Annotated in this window: 11 protein-coding genes; 4 read left to right on the top strand and 7 right to left on the bottom strand. The window is 73.3% G+C overall.

The window, feature by feature from the left end:
* Positions 1-113: 113 nt before the first annotated feature.
* From ABEA87_RS39710 to sigJ, 3 genes are all read right to left on the bottom strand, one after another.
* Entirely contained in the window at positions 114-656 is a 543-nt protein-coding gene (locus tag ABEA87_RS39710; RefSeq protein WP_345638744.1) for an SUKH-4 family immunity protein, read from the bottom strand.
* A 215-nt stretch (positions 657-871) separates the two neighbouring features.
* On the bottom strand, positions 872-2,026 hold the full coding sequence (locus tag ABEA87_RS39705; RefSeq protein WP_345638742.1) for an NAD(P)/FAD-dependent oxidoreductase: 1,155 nt from the start codon (positions 2,024-2,026) through the stop codon (positions 872-874).
* 68 nt (positions 2,027-2,094) lie between these two features.
* Positions 2,095-2,949 carry an RNA polymerase sigma factor SigJ gene (gene sigJ, locus ABEA87_RS39700; RefSeq protein ID WP_345638741.1) on the bottom strand — a complete coding sequence of 285 codons (855 nt, stop codon included), beginning with the start codon at positions 2,947-2,949 and terminating at the stop codon, positions 2,095-2,097.
* Positions 2,950-3,180: 231 nt separating this feature from the next.
* Here sigJ and ABEA87_RS39695 point away from each other — a divergent pair, with 231 nt between their 5' ends.
* The gene (locus tag ABEA87_RS39695) at positions 3,181-3,450 is read left to right on the top strand and encodes a hypothetical protein (RefSeq protein WP_345638740.1); all 270 of its coding nucleotides are present in this window, start codon (positions 3,181-3,183) and stop codon (positions 3,448-3,450) included.
* A 72-nt stretch (positions 3,451-3,522) separates the two neighbouring features.
* Here the strand turns inward: ABEA87_RS39695 and ABEA87_RS39690 are convergent, their stop codons facing one another.
* On the bottom strand, positions 3,523-6,627 hold the full coding sequence (locus tag ABEA87_RS39690) for a beta strand repeat-containing protein (protein ID WP_345638739.1): 3,105 nt from the start codon (positions 6,625-6,627) through the stop codon (positions 3,523-3,525).
* Positions 6,628-6,888: 261 nt separating this feature from the next.
* On the opposite strand from ABEA87_RS39690, the gene ABEA87_RS39685 reads away from it, so the two are divergent.
* The gene (locus ABEA87_RS39685; protein ID WP_345638737.1) at positions 6,889-7,818 is read left to right on the top strand and encodes a dihydrodipicolinate synthase family protein; all 930 of its coding nucleotides are present in this window, start codon (positions 6,889-6,891) and stop codon (positions 7,816-7,818) included.
* A 47-nt stretch (positions 7,819-7,865) separates the two neighbouring features.
* Here ABEA87_RS39685 and ABEA87_RS39680 read toward each other — a convergent pair whose 3' ends face one another.
* A complete protein-coding gene (locus ABEA87_RS39680; RefSeq protein ID WP_345638781.1) occupies positions 7,866-8,756 on the bottom strand; it encodes a LysR family transcriptional regulator in 891 nt (296 codons plus the stop codon).
* 119 nt (positions 8,757-8,875) lie between these two features.
* Between ABEA87_RS39680 and ABEA87_RS39675 the strand changes: the two genes are divergently transcribed.
* The gene (locus tag ABEA87_RS39675; RefSeq protein ID WP_345638735.1) at positions 8,876-9,691 is read left to right on the top strand and encodes an alpha/beta fold hydrolase; all 816 of its coding nucleotides are present in this window, start codon (positions 8,876-8,878) and stop codon (positions 9,689-9,691) included.
* Positions 9,692-9,713: 22 nt separating this feature from the next.
* Here ABEA87_RS39675 and ABEA87_RS39670 read toward each other — a convergent pair whose 3' ends face one another.
* Positions 9,714-10,976, bottom strand: a complete 1,263-nt coding sequence (locus ABEA87_RS39670; protein WP_345638733.1) for an ROK family transcriptional regulator — start codon at positions 10,974-10,976, stop codon at positions 9,714-9,716.
* A 112-nt stretch (positions 10,977-11,088) separates the two neighbouring features.
* On the bottom strand, positions 11,089-14,625 hold the full coding sequence (locus tag ABEA87_RS39665) for an alpha-N-acetylglucosaminidase TIM-barrel domain-containing protein (RefSeq protein WP_345638731.1): 3,537 nt from the start codon (positions 14,623-14,625) through the stop codon (positions 11,089-11,091).
* Positions 14,626-14,960: 335 nt separating this feature from the next.
* Here ABEA87_RS39665 and ABEA87_RS39660 point away from each other — a divergent pair, with 335 nt between their 5' ends.
* On the top strand, positions 14,961-23,192 hold the full coding sequence (locus tag ABEA87_RS39660; RefSeq protein WP_345638729.1) for a type I polyketide synthase: 8,232 nt from the start codon (positions 14,961-14,963) through the stop codon (positions 23,190-23,192).
* The last annotated feature ends 56 nt before the right edge of the window (positions 23,193-23,248 follow it).

The raw sequence follows: 23,248 nt of genomic DNA, 5'->3' as shown, positions 1-23,248 counted from the left end.
GAGATCTTCAGCCGCGCCCCGTCATGTGCACTGGCTCAGGGGGCCGAGCGTAGCATCGAGGAGAAACTATGGCTATGAACGCGATTGTCGCGTTTCTGGCAGCCTCTCCCGGCTCAGTATTCGTATTCGCTCAGCTGTGACTCCCAGAGGCTGCCCTCCCGCATCGCCTCCGGATCCATCGAGGTGAGCAGGTCTCGCGCCCGCCCGATTATCTCGTACGCCTCGTCCGAGCCCTGCTCGACCGAGCCGAGCCCGTCCCCGAGATCCTTCTCGAAGACGCCGAGGAACAGCACGAAGAGTGCGACGTTGCCGTTCTCGAACTCGGGAAGATGGTCGAATCCGGGGGGGCTGATGAAGTACACGCGGTCCGACCCGACCTCGATGGCGTGCCGCAGATCCATCCCGACGCCCTCACCGACGACGACGTACTCCGTGCCATTCCTGGACACGGGCCGGCTCAGCAGGTCGAGGATGGTGCCGTTGCCCATGGTCGGCTCGAAGACCGGCAGCCCCACCGTGGTCAGAAACTCGCGGGTGCGCGGTGACAGTCCCGGGTACGGCTGACCCGGGTCGACGGGGTGGAGCTGGTCGGCCCACAGCCGGCGCACCTCCCGGATGGCGGCGTCGCTCCAGCCGGCATCCGTGGGCGTCGTCATCGCCCGCTACCCGGAACGGCGCGTAGCCGGTCGACGACCGTCGGCGAGCGTCGAACATTGTCCATCGCCGGATCCTCCCCTGTCCTGTCCGTGTGCCGCCCAACGCCCCTGTGCCGCCCAACGTCCGTGTGCCGCCCAACGTCCGTGTGCCGCCCAACGGAGCCACCACCGATTATGACCGGGCCAGGGCGCGCGGGCCCGTGGCACCCGCGGGTTCACGCCTCCGGCGTGGCCGGTTCGTCGCGGGGCAGGAAGGGCAGCTCGAGATAGACCTGGTCGGAGGCGGCGAGAATCTGGGCGGCGTCGTCGACCGGCGGGTGGATGCGCTGGTTGATCCGCCTCTTGATGTACGCACCGTCGGCACCCGAGGCCATCACCCTGCGGTCCCAGCCCCGGGTGAAGATGGCGCCCGCGCCGCCCAAATCCAGGCAGGTGACGTACGGGCCGGGGGTGAAGTCCCGCAGCGGCAGGTCGAGCAGGTCGGCCGCCGCGTTGTACCCGGCGACCTTGCCGAGCGGGGTGGCGTGCTGGCAGGCCTGCATGACCGTGTGTTCGGCGTCGAACGCCGCCGCGGCCGTGTCTCCGGCGACGAACACCTCGGGGAGGGCGCGCAGCTGGTGGTCCACCGGCACCCGGCCGAGGCCGTCCAGCTCGCCGGAGACCTGCCGGGTGAGTTCGCTGGCCCGGAGTCCCACGCACCAGACCACCGCGTCCGCCTCGACCTTCGTACCGTCGGAGAGGACGGCGAAGCCGTCGCCGACCTCCGTCACCGTCGTCCCGAGGCGGCATTCGATGCCCAGCCGGTCCAGTGCGGCTTCGATCTGTTCGCGCGGACCCGCGCCGAGCTGGTCTCCGACCACGTCCGACCGGTCCACCAGTACCACGCGGCCCCGCGCGGCAAGCGCGGTCGCGGCCTCCAGGCCCACGAATCCGGCACCCACCACCACGGCGGTGTAGCTCTCCCGGTCGCGCAGGTGGTCGGTGAGCCGCCGGGCGCCGTCCAGGGTGTCGATGTCGAACAGCCGCCTGGCGCCGGGTAGGTCCTCGGGTGCGACCAGCCTGCTGCCCGCCGCCAGCACGAGCCGGTCATAGCCGATCTCCTGTCGGCCATCGGCGATGACCACGCGGCGGTCGGTGTCGATGGTGGTCACCGTGGCCCGCAGGTGGTCGACGCCGATCGGCACGAGAATTCTGCGCAGCTCCACCGTTGCCCGGTCGGGCTCCGGCTCGTACAGGCGCGGCCGCAGCACCAGGCGGTCGTTCGGCGCGATGAGCGTGATGCGCAGTTGCCTCTTTCCGCGTGCCAGCGCCGCGCCCGCCGCAGCCCACACGCCCGCGAAACCACCACCAATGATCACCATGTGTGCCATCTGTTGTCTCCTCCGCGCCCGACCCTCCGCCGAATCGGAGGGTTCGGCAGGCAGACAAGACGGCGGGTTCAGATGTGACCGAGGTGAGCGAGCTTTTCGGGATTGACCAGCCTCCGGAATACCGTGATCCGCCCGTCGGCGATCTCCACGGTGTCGAGCCAGACCAGCCTGCCGCCGTCGTAGGTTGCCAGGGCCGGGTACCCGTTCACCTCGATGACGCGGAACGCGTCGGGGCGCCTGTGCTCGATCTGCCGGACCAGCAGCAGGGCGATCGTCCCGGCGCCCCAGACCGGCCGGCGCGAGGCGGTCACCTTGCCGCCACCGTCGGCGACGTAGACGGCCCCGGGATCCAGCAGCGCGACGAGCCCGGCCAGGTCTCCCCCGTCGGCCGCCGCCTTGAACGCCCTGAGCACGCGTTCGGTCTCGGCACCGGATGCCCGAGGCCGCTCCTCGACCGCCGCGACCCGGGCCCGGGCGCGGGAGGCGAGCTTGCGACTGGCGGCGGGCGTGCCGCCCAGCACCTCGGCGATCCGGTCGAACGGGAACTCGAAGACATCATGCAGCACCAGCGCGACGCGTTCGGCGGGCGTGAGCGCCTCCACGACCACCAGCAGCGCGGTGCTCACCGACTCGTCCAGCAGCACCTGGGCGGCGGCGTCGGGCCCGGTCAGCAGCGGCTCGGGCAGCCAGGGCCCGACGTAGGACTCGCGTCGCACGCGCGCCGACTTCAGCACGTTGTACGACGTCCGGGCGGCCACGGTCACCAGCCAGGCCCGCAGGTCGCGCACCTCGGACAGGTCGGCGGCGGTGGCGCGCAACCAGACCTCCTGCGTGACGTCCTCGGCCTCGGCAACGGAGCCGAGGATGCGATAGGCCGCCCCGAAGACCGCGGCGCGGTGCGCCTCCCAGTCGGTCTCCGTCAAGACGCCGGCCGGCTCCACGCTCGCCCTGCCTCTCGGATCGTCGCTGGGCCACGCGTCCCGATCACCACCCGGATGCGCCGGGCCGGCCAATGCGGGTGACGCCGCCCATCCGGCCATGGTGCCACGGGCGTAGGGGCGACGCGCCCGGACGGCGCCTCCCCACGTACCCGTCTCACCCGGCCACGCTCGGCGAGCACGCATCACAAGGTTCGAGGCCGGACCTTCGTCGGCATGGGAAAGGACGAAACCACGGCCGTGTTCTGCGTGAGCGAGCCGGAGGCGAACGCCGCCGCGACGGCCGATCCCGCCCACTGCGGGGCGGTCCGGCGCACGGACGCCAGGAGAAGCTTCCTCGGGCTTCAGGTCGACCTCGGCCACGTGTGCGAGGAACGTGTCCGAGGTCTCGTCGAGTCGGCCTGGCGTCAGCAGGCACCCAGGTCGCTCGCGGCCGAGCACGACCGGCGTCCGTCCCGATCGGGGCGGGACGGCCAGCAGCCGTGACCCCACGTTCCGCCTGGGCAACGTAGGTTCGGCGCCCCGTCGCGGAGTGTCAAGGGCGGTGCCGGCGGCCGGTCAGCGCGGGCTGCGCCGGATGCTCCCGCCGCGGGTGAGCATCAACACACCGCCACCCGCGAGGAACAGGGCCGCCGCGATCAGAGGCGTTCGCAGGTCGCTCCCGGTCGTCGGTAGGCCGCCGCCCGGCAGCGAGATGGGCGCGCGCCCGTCGGCGTCGGTGTGGCGCCCGGGCTTGGCCGGGCCGCCCCGGCTGGTACCGCCGAAGGCGACGGTGACGGTCGACGGCGCCGGATCCGGCGGGTCCACGCCCGGCGGCGGCGTACCGGTCGCGGTGGCGGTGTTGCTGATCGAGCCGGCGTCGACATCCGCCTGCGTCACCGGGTACGTGGCGGTGCAGGTGACGGCCTGCCCGGGCGCCAGCGACGCCGCACCGGGCGGGCAGGTGGGCCGGGGCACCGGCCCGGTACCGGTGAAGGCGACCTCCCGAACGGTCACGCCCCTCAGCGTGGCGGTGCCGGTGTTGGTGACCGCGACGGAGAAGGTGATTCTCTGCCCGGCGGCGGTGAACGCCGCGCGGTCGACGGACGTGACCACGGACAGCGCGGCGGCGACCTCGGCGTCGACCGCGGCGCTCGACGCCGAGGTGAGCTGGCCGCGCGGACCCTCACCGAACGCCACGGCGGTGTCGGTGATGCCGCCGGCGTCCAGATCGGCCTGGGTGACGGCATAGGTCGAGGTGCACGTCATCTGCTGCCCCGGCGCGAGGACCCGGGTGGGGCAGGTGATCGGGGACGGCGTGCCGGTGCCGGAGAACGCGTGCTCGGTGATACCTATCTGGACGATCGTGGTGTTGCCGTGGTTGGTGACCAGGAACCGGTTGGTGACCACCTGGCCGACCGCCGTGACGGCCGTCGGGTCGACGGACTTCACCAGCAACAGGGCCGGAGCCGCGGGAATGTCGACCGTGACCGTCGACGGCGGCGAGATCAGGCCGTTGCCGGTCGCCGTGATCCCCCTGGCCTCGGCGGTGTTGGTGATCCGGCCTCTGTCCACATCGGACTGAGTCACGGTGTACGTGCCGGAACAGGTCATCTGCTCGTCGGGCCCGAGTGCGTCCAGCGGGCAGCCGATGGTCGGTGGCGTACCGGTGCCGGAGAACGCGGTGTCGCTGACCGACAGGTCCGTCGCCGTCACCACGCCACTGTTGGTCAGCACGTACCGGTAGGTCACCCGCTGGCCGGCGGCCGACACGCTGGACGGCTCGGCGAATTTGGTCAGGGACAGGTCCGAGTAGTCGAAGGAGGCGCGCACGATGGCGCTCGACGGTGTCGAGGCGACCGCGGCTCCCGCGGGCGAGGTGCCGGCGGCGACGGCGGTGTTGGTCACGCCGCCCGCGTCGATGTCGGCCCGGGTGATCGTGTACGTCGCGGTAAAGGTGGTCGACTCGCCCGGCATCAGCGTGGTGACCGGGCAGCCGATCGACGACGGCGACCCGGTGCCGGAGAACGCCGTCTCGATGAGATGCACCCCGGTCACGGTGGTGTTGCCGTTGTTGGTGACCAGGAACCGGTAGCTGACCGCCTGCCCGACCGTGACGGTGCCCGGCGACACCGACTTCGCCAGGGACAGGGACGCGACCGGATCGGCGGTGACGGTCGCGGTGGACGGCGCCGAGGTGGCCGTCGCGCCGCCCGGGTCGGTGCCGGAGGCAACCGCGGTGTTGCCGACACCGCCGGCGTCGAGGTCGGCCTGGGTGATGGAGTAGGTGCCCGCGCAGGTCGTCTGTCCGCCGGGAGTGAGGGCGGTGACCGGGCAGCTGACGACCGGCGGCGATCCCGTGCCGGAGAACACCGTGTCGGCGACGGCGACGCCGTTGAGGTCCGCGCCGCCGGTGTTGGTGACCACGTACTCGTAGGTCACCGTCTGCCCGGCGGCCGTCACGGTGGACGGGGTGGCGAACTTCGTCAGCGACAGCGACGCGCCGGCAGACCCGCTCACCGTGGCGGACGAGGGGGCTGAGGTGACCGTGGCACCGGCGCGGGTGGTGCCGCCGGCGGTCGCGGTGTCGCTGACCCGGCCCGTGGCGAGGTCGGACGGGGTGACGGTGTACGTGGCGGTGCACGTGGTCGAATCGAACGGCACCAGGGTGGTGACCGGGCAGCTGGCCGGCGACAGCGTCCCGCTGCCGGAGAACGCGGTCTCGTCGATGGCCAGGCCGTCGACCGTGAGGTTGCCGTTGTTGGTGACCAGGAACCGGTAGGTGACCACGTCCCCGGGCGCGGTGACCGTCGGTGGGGTGGCCGACTTCACCAGGGCGAGCGAGGGGGCCGCGTCGACGGTCACCGTGGTGGTGGACGGCGGCGACGAGGCCGTGGCCCCGTTCCGTGCCGCGCCGGCCGCGCTCGCGGTGTTGGTGATGCCGCCGCCCCTGTCCAGGTCGGCCTGGGTGACGGTGTAGACCCCGGTGCACGTGGTCTGGCCGCTGGGAGGCAGCGTGGTGACGGGGCAGCTGACGGTCGTGCCGGACGGGCCGTGGTCTTCCACGGTCAACTGGTCGAGGGCCAGGGTACCGGTGTTGGTCACCAGGAACCGGTAGGTCACCTGCTGTCCGGCGTAGCTCACCGTGGCCGGCTCGGCGGTCTTGACCAGCCCGAGCGCCGCGGCGGCGACGGCGTTCACGACGGCGGTCGACCGTGGCGACGTGGCGGTCGCGCCGCCCGGGGCGGTACCGGTGGCGGTGGCGGTGTTCGCGATGCCCCCGGCGTCGAGATCGTCCTGGCTGACGGTGTAGGTGGCGGTACACGTGGTGGACTGATCCGGCGCGAGCGTGGTGGCCGGGCAGGCGATCGGCGACAGGGTTCCGGTGCCGGTGAACGTGGTCTCGTCGATGGTCAGCCCGGTGAGGCTGAGGGTGCCGGTGTTGGTGACCAGGAACGAGTACTCGATCGTCTGGCCGGCTGTGGTCACTGCGCTCGGCCTGACCGACGTGACCAGGGCCAGGGACGCCACGGCGGGAGGGTCGTCCTGGGCGACGGCGTACGTGCCGTTGCCCAGGGGCGGCTCGGCCTGGTGGGCGACGGCCGGGGCCGCGCCGACCACGGGCAACCAGCCGACGATCAACAAGGCGGCGCTGGCTACCGCCACCCGACGGAGACGGTTCATCGACCTCGAGGCTCCAGCACTACCCACGGCAGGGACAATAGGGACTAGTTGTCTCCTATATCTCTAAATCGACCAACTCGGAATTGGCCGCGGCGCTGGAATCGTCAGATCATGGTGGCGTTCCGCCCCCAGGCGGGCGAAACGCCACCATGATCTCGGATGGGCGTGGCGGAACCGTCGCGGACGGCGCGAGACAGGCGCGGCGGCGACGGCCCCGGTAAGATCCACCGTGGCTCCCGGCCGGGTTGGTGAGGTGGACAGATGAAGCCGTTGACCACGAGCGAGCTGCGTGGCGTGTGGGGCACGCTCCTGCTGCCGCTGGACGACCACGACCGGATCGACGAGGGCCGGCTGGCGGACCAACTCGACCGCATCCTGGCCGCCGGGCTGGACGGCGTGTACGCGCACGGCACGGCCGGCGAGTTCACGACGCTCGACGAGCAGGAGTACGACCGGATCAATGAGATGTTGGCCGCCGCGTGCGGCGACGCCGGGACGGCGTACCAGATCGGCGCCAGCCACCCCGGTGCGCAGACCACGCTCGCCCGGATCCGCCGCGCCAAGCACCTGATGCCCGGCGCGTTCCAGGTCATCCTGCCCGACTGGCTGCCGCTGCACGACGACGAGGTCGTCGCGTTCCTGAGCAGGGCGGCCGAGGTTGCCGACCCGATCCCGCTGGTCCTCTACAACCCGCCACACGCCAAGACTCCGGTGCCACCGGCGTTGCTGCGCCGGCTGACCGGGGCGGTGCCGGGCCTGATCGGGGTCAAGATGGCCGGCGGCGACCGACCGTGGTTCGAGGCGATGCGCTCGGCCGTCCCGGACTGCTCGATTTTCGTGCCGGGGCACACGCTCGCGTCCGGCATGGCGCTCGGCGCGCACGGCAGCTACTCCAACATCGCCGCCATGTCGCCGGCCGGTGCCGCGCACTGGTACGACCTCATCCTGCGCGACCCCGACGCCGGCCTCGACATCGAGCGACGCATCGGCGTGTTCTTCGCGCGCCACATCGCCCCGCTACAGGCCGACGGCCTGTCCAACCCGGCCCTCGACCGGTTCCTCGCGGCCGTCGGCGGCTGGGCCGACCTCGGGACCCGCCCCCGGTGGCCGCTGCGCGGCGCCCCGGACGACGCGGCCGCGGCGGCGCGCCGCGCGGCCGGCGACCTCCTGCCGGAGCTGTTCGGCCAGTAGCCGGAGCGGTCGCGATGGCGCAGGCGGCACCGGTCCCGACTCGGGTGTCACCGCGGGACGTCGAGCGGACCGAACTCCTCGCTCGTTTCGGCGAAGGCGCGCACGAGCGGTGACTCGCCCGCGGTGCGCCAGACCAGGGCCCATCGAGACCATGGCAGGCCGGCGACGGTGAGGTACCTGATGTCGGGGCGGGCGTAGTAGCGGCGCGCGTGGGCGTGCACCACGCAGATGCCCTGCCCGGCGGCGACGGCGGTGATGAGTTCCTGAAAGTTGGCGACGGCGGGGCCACGGCTGATCGGGCGCCCGGCCGGGGTGTGGAACGGCGACACCGCCCCGATCCAGTAGTCGGGTGCGGTGACAGCGGGCTGCGGGTAGTCGGCGAGATCCTCGTAGTGAGCGTCCGGCCGGGCGGCGAGCGGGTGGTCTGCCGCGACGGCCAGCACGACCGGTTCGGCGTAGACCTCGGGCCCGACGGTCAGGTCGGGCTCGTTGACGGGCAGCCAGGTGAGCTGCAGGTCGATCTCGTCGCGGCGGAGAGCGCCGAACGGGTCGCTGAAGTGCTGGTGCGTGACCCGCACCTGGCAGTCGGGTCGGCGAAGGGCGAACTCGTCCAGCAGCGGCCGGATGTCGTTCAGGTTGCTGGCGATCATGCCGAGCCGCAGCACCTCGGTGGTGCCGGTGGCGGCCTGGGCGGCGCGGGCGAGGCTCTCGTGCAGCCCTCGATAGTGCGGTCGTAACTCCTCGTACAGCTGCTGCCCGATCGCCGTCGTCGCGACGCGCCGCGAGGTGCGCTGGAACAGCGGGCCGCCGACCTGCCGTTCCAGCTTCTTGATCGACTGACTGACCCGGGCCGGCGTGACCCGCAGGCGCTCGGCCGCGCGGCCGAAATGTAGCTCCTCGGCCACGGCCAGAAAGATCTCGACGTCCCGTAGCTCCATCACGCCCCCGACCGTGAACCTATCGCTTAACGGTTCCTGTTCCAAGTCGTCGTTGATCGTTCTCGGTGGCCCAACGGATCCTGTAGCCACTGCCAAAAGACTCAAAAGGAGCGCACAGCATGTCGGCCACCCTTAACCCGATCTCGTCCTGGACCGGCATGGTGCCGGTGGAGGACACCGCCCTGGCCGTGACCGATACGCGCGGCCCCGGTCGGCCCGTGATCTACCTCAACGGCTCCTACGCCACCCAGGCCAACTGGCGGCCCGTGACCGCCGAACTCGGAAGCGCCTGGCGGCACCTCACCTACGACGAGCGCGCCCGCGGCAAGTCGAAGAGGTCGGCGGACTACTCCTTCGCCGCCTGCCTCCGGGACATCGACGCGGTCCTGAAGGCCAGAGAGGTGCGGCGGCCCGTGCTGGTGGGCTGGTCCTACGGGGCAGCGCTCGCGCTGCACTGGGCCGCGCGGAATCCGGACCGGGTCGCCGGCGTGGTCATGGTCGACGGTGGCTACCCCTGGGACTATCTCGCCACCGTCGAGGGGGACGGGCGCGAGCAGATCCGCAAGCTGTTCCGCCGCTTCCGCTGGACCATGCCGCTGACCCGCAGGCTGGGCCTGTCCGCGCGGATGACCGCCGATCAGCATGCCGATGTCAACATCGAGCTCAACGAGATCGTCGCCGCCGGCGACCCCGTCTTCGATCGCATCGCCTGCCCGATGCGCTTCATCGTGGCCTCGGGCTCCAGCCTCGGCAGCACCGAGGAAGGGCACACGGCGATGCGCGCCACGCTGGACCCGGTGCTCAAGCGCAACCCCAACGTGAAGGTGAGCGCGACGGTCGCGAGCAACCACTCGACGGTGGTGCGCAAGGACTACCGTGCCATCGCCGCGGCCGTTCGTGAGATCGCTGCGGCCGCGCACAGCGAGGTTCACTGACGCCACGGCAGGCGGGATCCGCCTAGGGGAGGTCCGGGAGCTGTGCCGCGTGGGGCAGCACCCGTCTCTCCACATCGGACAACGCGGTGCGCACCGCGCCGAGCGCGGTGGCCTCGTCGCCGAGTACGGACAGGGCCAGCACCGGCTCGGTGAAGGTCAGCGGACGCAGGTGCGTGCGGATCGCGTCCAGCAACGGCTCGCCGGCCGCCGAGACCCCGCCGCCCAGCACCACCATGTCGGGGTCGAGCAGCAACAGCAGCGCGGACAGCCCGCGCGCCAGGCGCTGCGCCACGGTGTCCACCGCGCCGGCCGCGGCGACGTCGCCGGTTCGGGCGGCTGCGAACACCGCCTCGGCGTCCAACTCCTCCGGCCTGCGGTCGGCCCGCAGGGCGGGCCGGCCCGGCCGGCTACCGGCGGCGGAACTGATCGCGGCGGCACCGACCAGCCGCTCCAGCGGACCGAGCCCGGCCTCGTCGGAGGCGATGTCGGGCTCGCCGAAGACGCTCAGGTAGCCGATCTCGCCGGCCATCCCGCCGGAGCCCCGGTGCAGCCGGTCACCGATGATGAGACCGGCACCGATCCGGGCGCCCCACTGGACGAACACCACGGTGTGCACGCCGACCGCGACGCCCCGCCAGCGTTCGGCGATCACGGCGAGGTTCACGTCGTTCTCCACGTGCACCGGGCAGCGCAGGGATCGGCCGAGCGCCCCGGCCAGCCGGATGCCGTGCCAGCCGGGGAGGCTGGGAGCCATCCGCACCGCGCCCGAAGGCTTGTCCACGATGCCCGGCGTACCGACGGCCACCGACCAGACGTCCTCGCGCCGCACTCTGGCGGCGCCGAGCAGATCGGTGATGGTCTGGCGGACGGCGGCCAGGACCTCTTCGCCCGAGCCGGCGAACTGATCGTCCCGACGCCGCTTGGCGACCACTTCGCCGTTGAGGTCCGCCAGCACCGCCAGGATCTTGTGCGGGCCGATGTCGATGCCGAGCACGTACCCGGCGCGACCGCGAAACCGGACCAGCCGCGCTGGCCGGCCGATCCGGGACCGCCCGGCCGCGGTCTGGTCGGTCCCGGCCTCGTCGGCGTACTCGGCCCAGCCGCCCTCGACCAGCTGGGTGACCGCCTGTGCCACGGTCGGGCGGGACAACCCGGTGCGTACGGACAGTTCGGTGAGCCGCTGCGGGGGCCGGCCGCGCAGCGCGGTGAACACCTTGGCGCAGTTGATTTCGCGCAGCAGCGCCGGACTGCCGGTGACCTCGGCCGGTCCCACTTCCTTGCTCACCTGCCATCCCTCCCTGCCAGTGTCCCGGCCTCGTGCGGCCCGCCGGCCGAAGGTTGGCCCGCGATTCGCTCACCGTCCATGATGGACGGTGAGCGATTCGCGGCGCCTAGGATCAGTTCGGGCTACCGTATACGGTGACCTCGGTCAGGTGGAACGTGCTGTTGGCCGAGTTGGACAACCCGATGATCCGGATGTAGCGGGCGGTGGCCTCGGTGGTGAAGGTGTCCCCCTCGTCGATCACCGGGCTGGTGCCCATCCGGCCGCCCAAGGTGAACCAGTGCTCACCGTCGAGGCTGCCGACCAGCTGGTACGTGTAGTACCGGGTACCGTCGACGTAGTTGCGCACATTGATCTTCGAGGTGTCCGTCACGGCACCGAGGTCCACCTGCCACCAGGTGTCGCCGGTCAGCGGCCCGCCCCAGTAGGGACTGTTGGACCGGCTGCCGTCGTTGGCGGCGGTGGCCGGGTGCCCGGCCTCGGCGCCGGACGCGGTGACCGGCTGGTGCAGGCTGCGCACCGTGTCGGCGGAGCCGTCCCGAGGGGCGTACTGCGTGACCGTGAATCCGTCGAACGTGGCGAGTCCCTGCTGGCCACCGCCGGCGTTGCCGGCACTGAAGAACATCCCCACGTCCGCGGTGTCACCGGTGCCGGGCACCGTGGCGCTGCCCACCACCGTCCAGTTCGTACCGTCGCTGCTGCACGCGCCGGAAAGGCTGGTACCGGTCCGGCTCAGTCGCACGTACGTGCCCGCACCGAAGCCGTCCACCTCGGTGGACTTGTCGAACTGCCCATCGCCGTCGGAGTCCCAGCCGAACACGCAGCCGTGGTTGGGAGTGACGGCGAGGTTGGCGTAGCCGCCGCTGCCCCGGCTCGACAGGTCGGCGCCCTCGACCAGGCCGGCCCGGGAGTTACCGGTGACCGCGTCCGCCGTGTCGACCCGGGCCACCACCGCGTGCCCGTCAGTGAGCACCTTCGGCTGGTACACGGCGGCGTACTCGTCGACGCTGCCGGACATGTCCGCTCCCCCACCGGCGATGCCGATCGTGTCACCGGACTGGCCGAAGGACGCGCCGCTGTTGGACACCGTCTGGTACGGCGCGGCCACGGCGCCGGTGACCAGCACCCGGGTGCTCGCGGTCGCCGAGTCGCTGGCCGAACCCGACGACCACCGGGCGGTGGTGGTGAACCGCGGTACCGTGACCGGCGCCGTGCCGGCCGGTACGGTGACCGTCCACGTGGTGCGGAAGGTGCCCGCCACGCCGACGTGAGCCGTGCTGGCGGAGGTGCGGGCGGACACCCGGTAGCCCTGGGGCGCCGACAGCCCGACGGTCACCTTTCCGGTGGCGCTCAACAGGTTCTGGTTGGTGAATGTGGTGGTGAGCGTGACAGTGCCGCCCGGCTTCACCGCCAGGCTCTTCGCGCTGACGCTGAGGGTGCCGGCCGGTACCTGCGCCACCTTGGTGGCCTCGTCGTAGGCGCTCCCCTGCGGCTTCGAGGGGTACCGGGTGGTCTCGTGCGCCCAGTTCTGCGCGTACGCGGCCCAGTCGATCGGCGCCACCGCCGTACCGGACTTCAGGGCGGTGTCCAGGCCGTCGAAGAACGCCTGCCACCGGCCGCCGTAGTAGTCGCCGACCAGCCCGTTGAACTCGCGCCGGGCGTAGTCCTGCAGGCTGGTGCCGACCGCCCAGAAGGTCACCAGGGAACGCACGTCGTACTGCAGCGCGGCGCTCTCGGCGGGGCTGGCGGCATAGTCTGCGGCCTGCTTCTGCCAGGTGCCGAACAGGAAGTGGTCATCGGTGCCGAGCAGGCTGTCCATCAGCTTCAGCTGGGTCATCCACTGCCCGGTCAGCCGCTCGAACAGGGTGACGTTCTTCGCCTGGTAGGCGACGTTGATGGCGGGCAGCATGGTGCGGCTGCGGTTGGCGAGCACCTGCCGCGCCACGTCCACCAGGTCGTAGCGGTACGCGGTGCTGTTACGCAGTTTCGGACTCACCTTCAGCAGGTCGCCCAGCACCTGCTCGAAGGTGGCCGGGTCGTACGGCAGCGCGGGCGAGGTGGTGGTCAGGCTCGGCTGGTTCTCGAACAACGAGGTCGGGTGCCTGCTGTCCACGTTCTCCGGCCAGCTGTAGACGGTGTCACCGAGGATTCGCCAGGCGGCGTCCGCGTGCGCGTCCTTCGCGCCGTACCGGGCCGTCGCGTAGTCGGTGAACCACTGGTTGAGGTCGACCGGCCCGGACTCCCACGGCATCTCGGTGAAGAACTCCAGCGCCGCCGGGTTGTTGTCGATGCCCTCGGGCATCAGCGCGATGCCGTTCTGCGCGGTGTCCGGCTTGGCCTCCCAGGCATGGAACTTCTGGTTCCAGTCCGCCAGGCTGGCGCCCAGGTTGGTGTGCCCGCCGAAGTTCCAGATGGTGCCGAAGGCGTACGGCGTGCCCATCCAGTCGGTGTCCCGGTCGGTGACCGCCGAAGTGTCCGACATCCCGTCGAGGACCAGCATCTTGGACCGGTCGACGGCGGCCAGGGTCGCCGGCAGCGGGTTCTGCTCCCAGCCCAGGATCGCCCAGATGGCGTCCGGGTGCGCGGTGTTCAGCGCGCGCTGCACGGCCTGCGACGCGGCGGTCACGTTCACACTGCCGGCCGTTCCGCCCTCGTGCAGCAGGTCCATCTTGTACATCGTGGAGTCGCCGAACAGCTTCGAGGAGACCTGGTAGAAGGTCGCGGCGACCTGGCCGAAGTACTGGTTGGTCGGGTCCAGCCAGTCCGGCCGGGGCAGCCCGTCCCAGTTGCCCTGCGGAACCGTGACGGCGCCCGGGTCATGGGTGGTGAACTGCGGCGGCACCGTCCCGTAGTAGCCGGGCAGCACCGGTGTCATGCCCAGCTGGCGCAGCCGGTCGACGATCTGCCGGCCCAGCGTGGCGCGCTGGTCGATGAGCTGCTGTGAGATGGGCGAGCCGACGCAGCAGATGTTCTGCAACAGCCACCACGACTGGTGGCCCGGCTCCGGGATCCAGTCGCGCATCTCGTCCGCCGTGTACCCGTACTGCTCGAAGGTCTGCTCGTAGACCGCCTCCTGCCCCTCGTACACCAGCACCTCGTTGATGCCGTGCAGGGCCAGCACGTCGATCCGGTGCTGCCAGTCGGACCAGCTCAGGTAGGGGTCGGCGTAGCCCTCGTTGGTGTCGTTGAGGGCGAACCTGTTCGCCACCGAGGACTGGTGCTCGATCGGGGCGGCGGGCAGCGGCAGCTTCGCGGGCAGGTCGAGTTGCTCACCGTCGAGCGAGATGTCCGCGTGCGCCACGTACTTCAGGTACCAGCCGAAGCCGGTGAGCAGCACGGCGGGGCTGGTACCGGTGATGACGAGCTGGTGGTGCTCGTCGGCGATCAGGAACCGGTCGGGCCCGCTGCCCTTGCTCTCGGCCCGCAGCCGCACCTGCCCCGCCTTGCCGCCGATGAGCCGGTGCAGGGTGTCGGCGGCGGGGCGGGTGTCGAACGCGCCGGTCGACGGGGCGGGCGCCGGGGCCGCCGGTGCCTTCGCGGCGGCCCGCGGTGTGGCCTGCGCCGGCGTGGTGGTGCCGACGAGCAGGAGGGACGCGAGTGCGGCCACGGCGGTCACGGCGCGGGAGAACCGGCCGGTTCTGGTGGTCGGCACCCACGGACGTTTTGTCAACATCGCCAGCTCTTTTCCGGGAGGGGGCTGTGTGACGGCGAGGGTTGGCGACCGGTCTGGCACGGCGCGTCGGGCAGCGCGGGTCCGGTGGGCGCGACGACCGGATCGGCCGGCCAGGGGTCGACTAATGTAACTTCCTTTCGAAACCCTCTTATCGATGAGGATGAACCAACACCCCGAAACCCGTCAATAGCTTCCGGATGCCAAGATCCGAGGGACTCCGGTTGTCGTCGCCGAGGAGAACGGGTCACCGCGTAAGGTGAGTGCCCACCTGCCCCTTGCCCCATCGACCCCTTGCTCCATCGACGAGGTGACGCATGCCGGAGGACCTCACAGTCACGGCCCTGCCCGAGGTGCTGCGCCGGCACGCGGCCACCATCGGCGACAAGGTCGCGTTCGCCGACGCCACGCGCGGCGTCACCTACCGCGAGTTGGACGACCGGACTGGTCGGCTCGCCGGGCATCTCGCCGGGCTGGGGCTGGCCCGCGGCGAGCACGTGGCGTTCCTGCTGGACAACTGCGTCGAGCTGGTCGAGATCTGGCTGGCCGGCGTGCGCGCCGCCGCGATCGGCATTCCACTCAACCCCAAGGCCACGGACGCGGAGCTGGCGGTACTGCTCGACGACTGCGCGCCCCGGGTGCTGGTCACCGACCAGCGGCACCTCCCCCAGATCGAACGGCTCACCGCGGCACGATCCGGACCAGTCCGGGTCGGCGAGCCCGACGCCACGGCACCACCCGGACCGGGCGTCGGCCCGCTCGTGCTGGTCATCGGGGGCGCCCCGGTGCCCGCGCTGGCGTTCGAACGCCTGGCCACGACCGAGCCGCCCGTGCCGCCGCGCGACGACCTGGGGCTCGACGATCCGGCCTGGATCCTCTACACCTCCGGCACGAGCGGGCGACCCAAGGGCGTGGTGAGCAGCCAGCGCGGCGCCCTGTGGTCGACGGTCGCCGGCTACCAACCCATCTTCGGACTCTGCCCCGACGACCGGCTGCTCTGGCCGCTGCCCATGTTCCACGCGTTGGCCCACTCGCTGTGCGTGCTCGGCGTGACCGTCACCGGCGCCTTCGCGCGCATCGTCAGCGAGCCGGCCACCCCGGCGACCCTGCTGCGGCTGCTGGACGAGTGCGACATCACCGTGCTGTCCGGCGTACCGACCACCTACCACCAGCTGCTGCCGGCCCTCGCCGGTGCCCGGACCGGCCGCACCCGCCTGCGGCTGTGCCTGTCCGGCGGCGCGCCGTGCCCGGCCGCGCTGCGCGTCGACGTCGAGCGGCTGCTGGGCGCCCCGCTGCTGGACGGCTACGGCAGCACCGAGACCTCGGGGAAGATAGCGGTGGAGCGCCCCGGCGGTCCCCGGGTACCGGGCGCGTGCGGGGAGCTGGTGCCGGGCACCGAGGTGCGGCTGGTCGACCCGGCGACGGGCGATCCGGCGGGGCCGGGCGGCGAGGGCGAGATCTGGGTACGCGGGCCCGGGGTGATGCTGCGGTACCACGGCCAGCCCGAGGCGACCGCCCAGCGGCTGGTCGACGGCTGGTACCGCACCGGAGACCTGGGCCGGTTCGTCGAGCACGACCAGCTGATGGTCACCGGGCGCACCAGTGACCTCATCATCTGCGGCGGACAGAACCTCCATCCGCGCGAGGTCGAGGAGGTCCTGCTGGGCTGCGCCGGGGTACGCGAGGCGGTCGTGGTGGGTTGCCCGCACCCGGTGTTCGGCGAGGTGCCGGTGGCCTTCGTGGTGGCGGACCCGGGCGACCCCGGCGAGGGGCCCGAGCCGGTCGGGTTGCGGCGGGCGTGTGCCCAGGTACTCACGCCCATGAAGGTTCCCGTGGAGTTCCACCGCATCGACGCGATTCCCCGGACCGGCTCCGGCAAGGTGCTGCGCAGGCTGCTGGTCGACCGCCTGGGGCCGGCACCGGCGCCCGAACCGGTGAACCAGGCGGTACCGCTGGTGGCGCGGCTGGCCGGGATGACCCCGGCCCAGCGGCGCTCGGCCCTGTTGGAGCTGGTCCGCACGGAGACCGCCGCCGTGTCGGACCTGCCCGACGGCGCACCGGTGCCGGTGGACGGGGCGTTCACCGATCTGGGCATCAGCTCGCTGGGCGCGTTCACGCTGTGGGCGAGGCTGGGCTCGGCGACCGGCCTGCGGATGCCCGTCACGCTCACCTTCGACCGACCCACCCCGGCCGAGGTGGTCGACTACCTGGATCGCGAGCTGTTCGGCTCTCCCATCGCGTCCACTGTGGACCGTCGACCGAGCCCGGTCACGGTCGACGGTGGCCGGATCGCCATCGTCGCGATGGCCTGCCGGTACCCGGGCGGGGTGCGCGGTCCCGAGCAGCTGTGGCGCCTGGTGGCCGACGGCCTCGACGCCACCACCGGCTTCCCGACCGATCGCGGCTGGCCCCTGGGCGACCTGTACGACCCGGACCCCGACCGGATCGGCACCACCTACGCGACGCGCGGCGGCTTCCTCGACGGCATCGCCGACTTCGACCCCGCGTTCTTCGGCATTTCCCCCCGGGAGGCGCTGGCCACCGATCCCCGGCAGCGGCTGCTGCTGGAGGTCGCGTGGGAGGCGGTGGAGCGCGCCGGCATCGACCCGCTGTCCCTTCGCGGCGGCGACACCGGGGTGTTCGTCGGCGCGATGAACGGCGACTACGGCGACCGGCTGGACGGGCACGAACTGGAGCCGTACCTCATCACGTCCTCGGCGGGCAGCGTGGTGTCCGGCCGGCTCGCGTACGTTCTCGGCCTGCGCGGGCCGGTGGTCACCATCGACACGGCGTGCTCGTCGTCGTTGGTGGCGCTGCACTGGGCGGCGAAGGCCCTGCGGGACGGCGAGTGTTCGCTGGCGCTGGCCGGTGGCGTCACGGTGATGGCCACGTCGAAGCCGTTCATCGCGTTCAGCCGGCAGCGGGGGCTGTCTCCCGACGGCCGGTGCCGGTCATACTCCGCCTCCGCCGACGGCACCGGCTGGGGCGAGGGGGTGGGGCTGATCCTGCTGGAACGGCTGGACGACGCCCGGCGCAACGGCCATCCCATCCTCGCGACGCTGCGCGGCAGCGCGGTCAACGCCGACGGCGCGTCCAACGGGCTGACCGCGCCCAACGGCGAGGCACAGCAGGAGCTGATCCGGCTGGCACTGCGCGACGCCGGCCTGTCCACCGCCGACGTGGACGCGGTCGAGGGGCACGGCACGGCGACCCCGCTCGGCGACCCGATCGAGGCGCGGGCGCTGCTGGCCACCTACGGGCAGGGCCGGCCGGCGGACGACCCGGTGTGGCTCGGGTCGATCAAATCCAATATCGGGCACACCCAGGCCGCCGCCGGGGTGGCCGGGGTCATCAAGATGGTGCAGGCGATGCGGCACGGCGAGCTGCCCCGGTCGCGGTACGCCGACGATCCGACGCCGCACGTGGACTGGTCGGCCGGCGCGGTGCGGCTGCTGGCGGGGGCGCGGTCGTGGCCGGCCGGGCGGCGGCCACGCCGGGCGGCGGTCTCCTCCTTCGGCATCGGCGGCACCAACGCGCACGTCATCGTCGAGGAGGCCGGCGCCCAGCCCGAACGCACCGCGCCGGCGACCGGCTGGCCCACGCCGCCCTGGCTGCTGTCCGCCGCCGACGAGCCCGCGCTGCGCGCCCAGGCAAGCCGGCTCGCCGACGACCTGGCGGGCACGGCGCCCCGCAGCGCGCTGGACGTAGGCCGGTCGCTCGCGACCGGTCGAGCCGGCCTGCGCCGGCGCGCCGCCCTGCTGGCGGGCGACCGCGACGGCCTGGTGCGGGCGCTGCACGCGCTGGGCCGGGGCGAGTACCCGGCGGACATCGTGCGGGACACCGCCGAGCCGGGCGCCCGACTGGCCCTGCTGTTCACCGGGCAGGGCGCACAGCGCGCCGGGATGGGCGGTGGGCTGGCCGAGATGTTCCCCGTCTTCCGGGACGCCCTCGCCGAGGTCCACGGGCACCTCGACCCGCTGCTGCCCGTGCCGCTGGCCGAGGCGGTCGCCGGTACGGTACCCGACGCGCCGCTGGAGCGTACCGACGTCGCCCAGGCCGCGCTGTTCGCCTACCAGGTCGCACTGTTCCGGCTGCTGGAATCGTGCGGCCTGGCGCCCGAGTACCTGATCGGGCACTCGGTCGGCGAGATCGCCGCCGCGACGGTGGCCGGCGTGCTGCCGCTGCCCGACGCGGCCCGGCTCGTCGCCGCCCGGGGCCGGCTGATGGCGGCGCTGCCGCCCGGTGGCGCGATGCTGTCGGTGCGGGCCGAGGTGGCCGAGGTCGAACCGCTGGTGGCATCGATGCCCGACCGGGTCGCCATCGCCGCCGTGAACGGCCCCGCGTCGGTGGTCGTGTCGGGCACCGAGCCGGCCGTCGCGGCCGTCGCCGCCGAACTGGCCGGACGGGGCCGGCGCACCACCAGACTGCGCACCAGCCACGCCTTCCACTCACCGCTGATGGACCCGATGCTGGGCCCCTTCCGGGAGGTGGTGGCGTCGCTGACCCTACGGCCGCCGGCCATCGCCCTGGTGTCGACGCTGACCGGCGGCCCGGTCGGCGAACAGCTGACGTCGCCGGAGTACTGGGTGCGACATGCCCGGCAGAGCGTGCGGTTCGCCGACGCGGTGCGTTTCCTCGCCGGTACCGGCGTCGCGACGGCGCTGGAGGTGGGCCCGGCGCCGGTGCTTGCCCCGCTGGCCGAGGAGAGCTGGCCGGAATCGGGTGCTGGCGACGCGCGCCATGCCGGCGGTGCGCTCTGTGCCGTCGCGAGCGCCGCCTCCGAGGCACCCGAGGGGCGGGCGCTGCTCGACGCCCTCGCCCGGCTGCACGTGCGCGGGGTACCGGTGGACTGGGCCGCCGCGTACCGGGGCAGCGGGGCCCGGCGGGTCGACCTGCCCACCTACGCGTTCCAGCGCCAGCGTTACTGGCTGGACCCCGAGCCGGCCCGGCCGGGCGAGCCGGCCGGGCACCCGCTGCTCGGGCCCGCCCTGCCCGCGCCGGACGCACCGGAGATCCGGTACTCGGGGCGGCTGTCCACCCGGCGCCAACCCTGGCTCGCCGACCACCTGGTCGACGGGGCGGTGCTGGTGCCGGCGACGGTCTTCGTCGAGCTGGCGGTGCGGGTCGGCGCCGAGATCGACCACACCCTCGACGAGCTGACCATCCTGGCGCCGCTGTCGCTGACGGGGGACGCGGCGGTGCAGCTGCAACTGGTCGTGCTCGGGCCGGACGGTACCGGGCGGCGCCCGTTCGACGGGTACGCCCGGCCGGACGGTTCGGGCCCGCACGAGCCGTGGACCCGGCACCTCACCGGGCTGCTGCACCCTACCGCCAGCGGGGTGCCGGCCGGGTCGACGCCGGCAGGGTCGACGCCGGCAGGGTCGACGCCGGCAGGGTCGACGCCGGCAGGGTCGACGCCGGCAGGGTCGACGCCGGCAGGGTCGACGCCGACGGTGTGGCCGCCGGACGGCGCGCGGCCGATCGACGTGGACGGCGGGTACCGGCGGCTCGTCGCGGCCGGACTGCGGTACGGGCCGGCGTTCCGCGCGGTCACCAAGGCGTGGCGGCACGGGCCGGACCTGTACGCGGAGGTGCGGCTGCCGCCGACCTGGTCCGCCGAGGCGACGCGCTACGGCATCCACCCGATCCTGCTGGACGCCGCGATGCACGCCAGCGCGCTGGCCGAGGAGCAGGACACCGGGGACGGCCCGCGGGTCCCGTTCGCGCTCACCGGCATCCGCCTGCACGCGGCGGGCGCGGCGGCGGCACGGGTACGGGTGAGCCCGGCCGGATCCGGGGTGACCGTCACCGTCACCGATCTCGCCGGGCGGCCGGTCGCCGAGGTGGCGTCGCTCTCCACCCGGCCCCTGCCGCGGGAGAGCCCGGCCACGTCGGTCGCCCGCCGGGCCCTCTACCGTCCACAGTGGAGTCCGTTGCCGCTGCCCGCGTCGACCGGCCTCGACGATCCGGCGTACGCCGTGCTCGAGGCGATGCTCGACGCCCCGGCACGTGGCCACGATCCCGCGCACGGCCACGATCCCGCGCACGGCCGCGATCGGGCGCACGGCGAAGAGACGGCATTCGACGACGAGACACCGGCCCGGGTGCGCGAGCTGACCACCACAGTGCTGACCGCGATCCAGTCGTTTCTGGCCGACCCGGAACGGGCACGCACCCGGCTGGTCGTGGTCACCCGCGACGCCACCGCGGACGATCCCGACCTCGCCGGTGCCGCCGTCTGGGGACTGGTGCGCAGCGCCCAGGCGGAGAACCCGGACCGCATCACGCTGGTCGACCTCGACCGCGACGCCGCCTCCCCGGCCGCGCTCGCGGCGGCGGTCGCGACCGGCGCGCCGCAGCTCGCCATCCGGGACGGGACCGGGTACGTGCCGCGACTGGTACCCGTGACCGGCGGTCTCGACGCCCCGGCCGGCGACGGTCCCGGTACCCCGATCGATCCGGCCGGCACGGTTCTCGTCACCGGCGGTACCGGCGCCCTCGGCGGCCTGCTCGCCCGGCACCTGGTCACCGAGCACAACGTGCGGCACCTGGTGCTGGCCGGCCGGCGCGGCGAGGCGGCACCCGGCGCCGAGCGGCTGCGCGCCGAACTGGCCGGGCTCGGCGCCACGGTCACGCTGGTCGCCTGCGACGTCGCCGACCCGGCAGCGGTACGGCGGCTCGTGGCCGGCTGCCGACCGCCGCTGACCGCGGTGGTGCACGCCGCCGGGGTGCTCGACGACGGGGTGCTCGACGCGCTGACCCCGGAACGGCTGGCGCGGGTACTGGCGCCGAAGGCGGGCGCCGCCTGGGCGCTGCACCAGGCGACCCGGGGACTCGACCTGTCCGCGTTCGTGCTCTACTCCTCCGCGTCGGGACTGCTGGGCCGCGCGGGTCAGGCGAACTACGCGGCGGCCAACGCCTTCCTCGACGCCCTCGCCGCGCACCGCGCCGCGCACGGGCTGCCGGCCGTGTCGCTGGCCTGGGGACCGTGGCTGGCGGCCGGTCCGAATCGTCGCGCGGAGCCAGACGCGCCAAGCCAGACCGGTCAGGGCGACGTACCACCGGACGAGCCCGCGCTGGACGAGCCGCCGGCCGGCGGCATGGCCAGCCGGGTGACCGGCATCGCCCGGGACAGGCTCGGCGACGACGGGCTGCGCGCGATCTCGCCGGAGCAGGGCGCCGCCCTGTTCGACCGGAGCCTGCGGGTGGGCGCGCCGGTGCTGGCACCCATCCTGCTGGACCCCGGCGCGGTGCGGGACTCCGCCGCGGTACCCCCGATGCTGTCCGCGCTGATGCCCCGGCCACCGGCGACCCCCGACGGCGCGCGACCCGCCGCGGACGCCCCCGACTCGTGGCCGGCGGTGCTCGCCGGCCTGCCCGCACCCGAGCGGGAGCCGGCGCTGGCCGCGCTCCTGCGGGCCGAGCTGGCGGCGCTGCTCGGCTTCCCCGACGCCGCGTCGTTTCCGGCCGACCGCCGCTTCACCGACCTCGGCTTCGACTCGCTGGCCTCCATCCAGATCCGCAACCGGCTGCGGCTGCTCACCGGGGCGCCGCTGGCGCCAACCCTGGTCACCGACCACCCGACGCTCGCGGAGCTGGCCGCGCACCTGCACGCCGAGCTGGCCGGCCGGCTGCCGGCGCCGGCCGCCGCCTCACCGCCCACCGGCGTCGCCCCACCACCCACCGGCGCCGTCGCGCCGCCCACCGGCCTGGCCGCGGTTTTCCACCGGCTCTGCCAGACGGATCAGGCGTTCGCCGCGTCGGGCATGCGCCACCTGGCCTCGCTGGCCCTGCCGGTGTTCGGCGAGGCGGAGCGCGCCGAGCACGCCGTGGCGCCGATCGAGCTGACCGGGAGTGCCGACGGGCCAGTGCTGCTGTTCTTCCCCAGCTACGCGGCCGGGATCCGGATGGTGCCGGACCGCCTCGCGGCTGCCCTCGCCGGCGAGGCGCGGCTGTCCCTCATCGAGTACCCCGGCTTCGGCGCCGACCCCACCGTGCCGGACGACCACCGGACGCTGGTGCGCGTCCTGGCCGAGACGGCCCGCCGCGCCGCCGCCGGCCGGCCGCTGGTCCTGCTCGGGTTCTGCGTCGGCGGCGGCCTGGCGCACGCGGTGGCCGGGCAGCTCGCGGCCGACGGCGAGGCGCCGGCCGGCGTGGTGCTCATCGAGACCCACCACCCACGGGACCCGCAGCGGGACGAGCGGCTGCTCGCGCTCATCCAGGGCGGCGCGGCCCGCCCGGCCGAGGAGTACCTGGCGCTGGCCGACGACGCCCGGATCCTGGCGGGCGGGGCGTACCTCCGGCTGTCCGAACGGTGGCACCCGGAACCGCTGGACGTGCCGGCGCTGCTGGTACGCGCGACCCGGCCGACGGCGCAGCTGGGCGCGCTGCCGGCCCGCCGGGACTGGCGGCCGCACTGGCCCCTGCCGCACGACGCCGTGGACGTGCCCGGGGACCACTTCACGCTGCTGACGGAGCACGCGGACGCGGTGGCGGCGGTGATCCGGGACTGGCTGGCCGGCCGCCCGATCGGCGACGCGGCGCGCTAGCGCGCCGCCGGTGTTCCCTTGCTCGGGCCGGGGCCCGGACGGGTACATCCGGGCGC

It is taken from the genome of Rugosimonospora acidiphila, from assembly GCF_039543385.1.
Taxonomy (GTDB): Bacteria; Actinomycetota; Actinomycetes; order Mycobacteriales; family Micromonosporaceae; genus Rugosimonospora; species Rugosimonospora acidiphila.
This window is presented reverse-complemented; position numbering and strand designations above follow the sequence as displayed.

What these genes read in the sequence shown, in the direction of transcription:
- ABEA87_RS39710 (WP_345638744.1), bottom strand. Translation starts at nt 656, where the DNA reads ATGACGACGCCCACGGATGCCGGCTGGAGCGACGCCGCCATCCGGGAG.
- ABEA87_RS39705 (WP_345638742.1), bottom strand. Translation starts at nt 2,026, where the DNA reads ATGGCACACATGGTGATCATTGGTGGTGGTTTCGCGGGCGTGTGGGCT.
- ABEA87_RS39695 (WP_345638740.1), top strand. Translation starts at nt 3,181, where the DNA reads ATGGGAAAGGACGAAACCACGGCCGTGTTCTGCGTGAGCGAGCCGGAG.
- ABEA87_RS39690 (WP_345638739.1), bottom strand. Translation starts at nt 6,627, where the DNA reads ATGAACCGTCTCCGTCGGGTGGCGGTAGCCAGCGCCGCCTTGTTGATC.
- ABEA87_RS39685 (WP_345638737.1), top strand. Translation starts at nt 6,889, where the DNA reads ATGAAGCCGTTGACCACGAGCGAGCTGCGTGGCGTGTGGGGCACGCTC.
- ABEA87_RS39680 (WP_345638781.1), bottom strand. Translation starts at nt 8,756, where the DNA reads ATGGAGCTACGGGACGTCGAGATCTTTCTGGCCGTGGCCGAGGAGCTA.
- ABEA87_RS39675 (WP_345638735.1), top strand. Translation starts at nt 8,876, where the DNA reads ATGTCGGCCACCCTTAACCCGATCTCGTCCTGGACCGGCATGGTGCCG.
- ABEA87_RS39660 (WP_345638729.1), top strand. Translation starts at nt 14,961, where the DNA reads ATGCCGGAGGACCTCACAGTCACGGCCCTGCCCGAGGTGCTGCGCCGG.